4 protein-coding genes and 1 pseudogene are annotated in these 4,388 nt (G+C 71.0%); 3 read left to right on the plus strand and 2 right to left on the minus strand.

The genetic code is table 11. The features are described from left to right. Positions 1-188: pseudogene (locus C1I97_RS32190) on the plus strand (amidohydrolase); the annotation flags it as partial. Here C1I97_RS32190 and C1I97_RS32195 read toward each other — a convergent pair. After that, complete coding sequence (locus C1I97_RS32195; RefSeq protein ID WP_441349175.1) at positions 178-1,323, minus strand: MFS transporter; 1,146 nt, start codon at positions 1,321-1,323, stop codon at positions 178-180. The pseudogene C1I97_RS32190 and the gene C1I97_RS32195 sit on opposite strands and share 11 nt — an antisense overlap. 263 nt (positions 1,324-1,586) lie before the next feature. Between C1I97_RS32195 and C1I97_RS32200 the strand changes: the two genes are divergently transcribed. Together C1I97_RS32200 and C1I97_RS32205 are read left to right on the plus strand one after the other, a co-directional pair. Then, positions 1,587-2,360: an SDR family NAD(P)-dependent oxidoreductase gene (locus tag C1I97_RS32200; protein ID WP_111006580.1), complete on the plus strand. Its 774-nt coding sequence runs from the start codon at positions 1,587-1,589 to the stop codon at positions 2,358-2,360. Between the two features lie 50 nt (positions 2,361-2,410). Then, entirely contained in the window at positions 2,411-3,793 is a 1,383-nt protein-coding gene (locus C1I97_RS32205; RefSeq protein WP_111006581.1) for an MFS transporter, read from the plus strand. A gap of 61 nt (positions 3,794-3,854) precedes the next feature. Here the strand turns inward: C1I97_RS32205 and C1I97_RS32210 are convergent. Continuing rightward, on the minus strand, positions 3,855-4,388 hold a 534-nt coding region (locus C1I97_RS32210; RefSeq protein ID WP_220040881.1), incomplete at its 5' end, for an IclR family transcriptional regulator.

Below are 4,388 nucleotides of genomic sequence, written 5' to 3' on the forward strand. Positions count from 1 at the left end.
GGGGGATCGGCGGGACCGACCCCGACACCTACCGGGCGGCGGCGGAGCGCGGCACGGTCGACCAGGACGTCCCGGTCAACCACAGCCCCCGGTTCGCCCCGGTCCGCCGCCCCACGCTGGACACGGGCGTCCAGGCGCTGGTCGTGGCCACCCTGGAGTACATGGGCACGGCGGACGTCACGCCATGAGATGCCCACCGGCCGACTGGGCGTCCGCCTCGGGTGGCCGCTCCCGGACACCTCGCCCGCCCACGCGGTCCATCTCGCGCCACTCCGGCCGCAGCCCGGTCAGGCTCGTGGTGAGGAAGTACGCGGCGCCGCAGGCGAGCAGCACCGGCACCAGCCCGGCGAAGGCCACCGCCGCCCCGGCCATCAGCCCACCGAGAGGGATACCGGCCCAGGCCAGCGAGTCGCCGAGGGCGTTGACCCGGCCCAGCATCCGGCGCGGCACCCGCTCGAAGCGGACGGCCCCCAGCACCGGGTTGAGGAAGCCCGCACCGAATCCACTGACCGCGAACACAACCAGTACCGCCCCCACCGGCGCGTCGAGGGCGAGGATCAGGAACCTCGGCGCCCCGGCCAGCAGGAATCCGGCGAAGAACACCACCCGCCGTCGCAGCCGGTGCGCGGCCACCGCGGCCACCAGGCTTCCACCGACCGCCGCCGCTCCCGCCACGCTGCCCAACAGGCCGATCGCAGCCGGTCCGCTGCCGGACTCCCTGGCCCAGACGGGCACGAGCACCGCGGTGAACCCCGCGTCCAGCAGGTTGGTGATGCCGACCATGACGATGACGGTGAGCAGCAGCGGCTCGCCGCGCAGGAAGGTGAAGCCCTCGCCGAACCGCCGCCAGTAACCCGGTCCTGTCGTCCCGGCCTGCGACGGGGTCTCCTCGGCCGCGTGCCCCATGCCGCGGGGCAGCACCAGCCCGATGATCACCGATCCGAGAGCGAAACAGGCCGCGTTGACGACCAGTCCCGTCAAAGGGCCCAGCAGCGCCACCAGGGCGCCGCCGACCGCCAGGCCGACGGTGGAGGCGAGCCGCTCGGTCACGCCGGACAGACCCGTGGCCCGCTCCAGCGGCACCCGGCCGCGCTCGGCCGCCTCCGGGACCATCACCTCCTTGGCCAGGTCGCCGGGGCCGCGGACCGCGCCGATCAGCGCGACCAGGGCCAGCAGGAGCGGGAAGGAGAGCAGGTCCAGGGCGTGGAACAGCGGAACCGCAGCGGCGGCGGTCGCGCTGACCAGGTCGGTGGTCCAGGAGACGGTCCTCGCCGTCATCCGTGCCCACGAACACGCCCGCCATCCTGCCCCGGACGAGCTGATCCCGCTCACCTGCAGCGAGATCCAGCGGCTGTTCACGGCGCCTGTCGTCCGGCCCGTCCGCGACGCAGATCACCGCGCGCACAGGGGCCAGTCACCCAGCGATACGGAAGGTCTCCTCGGCACCGCTATACGCTCATTGCGCTCAGCGCAATTTTTTCGCGAACTCTTTGCTGCCACCGCAAGTGAGCTTACCGTCACACCATCCCGGGGCAGGGGCAGCGACGCCTCGGTGAACAGCGGACGACGTTCACAGGGAGAGCAACATGACAGCAGATCGTCAGCAGCGCGCATCGGGTGGCCGGGGTCCGGGCGACGCGGCTCCGCAGGAGCAGCACGCGGTCGTGGTCGGCGCCTCCAGCGGCATGGGGGCCGCGATCGTGGAGACGCTGCGCGCGCAGGGGATCAAGACGCTGGCCCTGGACCTGCCGTCGGCCTCGTGGGGCGACGAGGTGGCGGGCATGACGGGCCCGGTGGACGTCACGGACGTGGCGTCGGTGGAGTCGGCGCTGAAGGGTGCCGAGGAGGCGTTCGGGGCGGTCGAGATCGTCGTGAACTGCGCGGGGATCCTCGGCCCGGTCGCCCCGACGGTGGAGACGTCGCAGGAGACGTTCGAGCGGATCGTGGACCTCAACCTGGGGGGTGCGTTCACGGTGACGCGGGCGGCGCTGGAGCTGATGCTGCCGCGCGGCTACGGACGGATCGTGCACATCGCCTCCGTGGCGGGCAAGGAGGGCAACCCGCAGATGGCGGCCTACTCGGCCTCGAAGGCAGGGGTGATCGGGATGGTCAAGGCCGTCGGCAAGGAGTATGCCGCCTCCGGCGTGACGGTGAACGCCGTCGCGCCGGCGTCGGTGGAGACGCCTCTGATCCAGGGCATGACGCCGGAGCGCCAGGAGGTGCAGAAGTCCCTGATCCCGATGCACCGCTTCGGCACCGTCCAGGAGATCGCGCACCTGGTCTCCTACATCGTCTCGCCCCAGGCCTCGTTCACGACCGGGTTCGTGTACGACGCCTCGGGCGGCCGGGCGGATTACTGACATCGAGGCGTGCGACGACGCGCGACTCCCGACGAACAGGACGACGCACCATGTCAACGACGAACAGGTCATCCGTCTCTGCCTCGGGCGCGACCGGGGTGCCGCTGAAGCCCGGCGCGGTCCCTGCCTCCACCGCCTCCGGCAAGGGCGGCCTCAGCCAGGGCAAGAAGGCCTCCGCTGCCGGTTTCGTGGGCTCTGCGCTGGAGTACTACGACATGTACATCTACGCCTCGGCCTCGGCCCTGGTGTTCAGCCAGGTGTTCTTCCCGGACGCCGGGGCGATGGGTCTGCTGCTGAGCCTGGGCTCCTACGGCGTGGCGTACGTGGCCCGCCCGCTGGGCGGATTCCTGGCCGGTCACATCGGTGACCGGTTCGGGCGCCGCAACATCATGATCATCACGCTGATGGTGATGGGCGTGGCGACGTTCCTCATCGGCTGCCTTCCCTCGTACGCGTCGATCGGCATGTGGGCGCCGGCCGTGCTGATCATGCTGCGCCTGTTCCAGGGCCTGTCGGTGGGCGGCGAGGCCTCCGGCTCGGCGTCCCTGACGCTGGAACACGCCCCGGAGGGACGCCGAGGCCTGTACTGCTCGTGGATGATCAACGGTATCTGGGTGGGCTACATCCTGGCCACCTTGGCGTTCATCGGGGTGGCGGCGCTTCCCGAGGAGCAGATGATGGCCTGGGGCTGGCGGGTGCCGTTCTGGGCCTCTGCGGTCATCGTGATCGTGGGCGTGGTCATCCGCCGCACCCTGGAGGATCCGAAGGCGTTCCGGGAGCAGAAGGAGCAGGGCAAGGTTGCCAAGGCGCCCATCGGCCTGGTCTTCAAGCATCAGCCGGCGGACGTGGTGCGCGTGGTCTTCGCGGCCTTCCTGATCGTCATCAGCTCGGTGGTGCCGGTGTGGGGCCTGACGTACGCGACACATGTGGTGGGCGTATCGTCCTCGACGATGCTGTGGGCGGTCGTGTTCGGGTACGCCACCGCCCTGGTGACGCAGCCGCTGTTCGCTGCGCTGAGCGACAAGGTGGGCCGCCGTCCGGTGCTGATCGGCGGCAACCTGTTCGGCGCCGTGGCGGTGTGGCAGTTCTTCTGGGCCGTCGGGAACGCGGACGTGGTGATGATCTACCTGGGCTTCTTCCTGTGCATCACGCTCGGGTTCGCCGCGACGAACGCCGTGTACCCGGCCTTCTTCAGCGAGATGTTCAACGTCCGCTTCCGCGTCAGCGGCATGGCTGTGGGCCTGCAACTGGGCATGATCCTGACCGGGTTCTCCCCGACGATCATCCAGGCCGTCTCCACCGCCACCGGCGACTCCTGGTGGCCGGCGGCCGCGTTCACCTCCCTGGCCTGCGTGATCTCCGCGATCGCCGTGGCCACGGCCCGCGAGACCCACAACGTCCCCCTGGCTCAGCTGGGCCGCCAGATCGACTGACGCGTCCTTCACGTACCCGAGGCGGGATGGGTGCCCTCACGACGAGGGCGCCCACCCCGCCTCAGCGTGCCCGGCCCTGGTCGGCGAGGTAGCGGTCGGCGACGGCGACGAGGGCCTCGCCGAAGCGGGTGACGTCGGCGCGGCCGCACCGCATGACGGGCAGGGCGATGCTGAGGGCGGCGTGCTGCCCCTCCTGGCTGCCGAGGCTGATGGCGAACGCGGCCACGCCGACCTCGCTCTCCTCGAAGTTGGAGGCGATGCGCTGCTTGCGCACCTTGTCCAGGGCTTCCCGCAGGCGGTCCATGTCGGCCCCGAGGGGGCGTCGACGGCGCCCGCTGGAGGCCACCTGGTAGCGGGCCTGGACGTCGTCGTCGGAGAGGCTGGCGAGCATGGCTTTGCCGGCGGAGGTGACGTGGGCGGACAAGCGCACGCCGGTGCGCAGGCCGAACCGGATGACGTGCCCGGTGGCCTCGATGCCGTCGACGTGGTGGATCTCGGTGCCGACCAGGGTGGCGAGGTGGACGGTCTCGTTGACCTCCTCGAAGAGCTGCTCCAGATAGGGGCGCACCTGGTCGCGCAGGGTGGGGGTGGAGGC

The organism is Streptomyces sp. NTH33, from assembly GCF_003236365.1.
Taxonomy (GTDB): Bacteria; Actinomycetota; Actinomycetes; order Streptomycetales; family Streptomycetaceae; genus Streptomyces.

Excerpts from the sequence above, each read along its gene's own strand:
- C1I97_RS32205 (WP_111006581.1), top strand. The coding sequence starts at position 2,411 with ATGTCAACGACGAACAGGTCATCCGTCTCTGCCTCGGGCGCGACCGGG.
- C1I97_RS32200 (WP_111006580.1), top strand. The coding sequence starts at position 1,587 with ATGACAGCAGATCGTCAGCAGCGCGCATCGGGTGGCCGGGGTCCGGGC.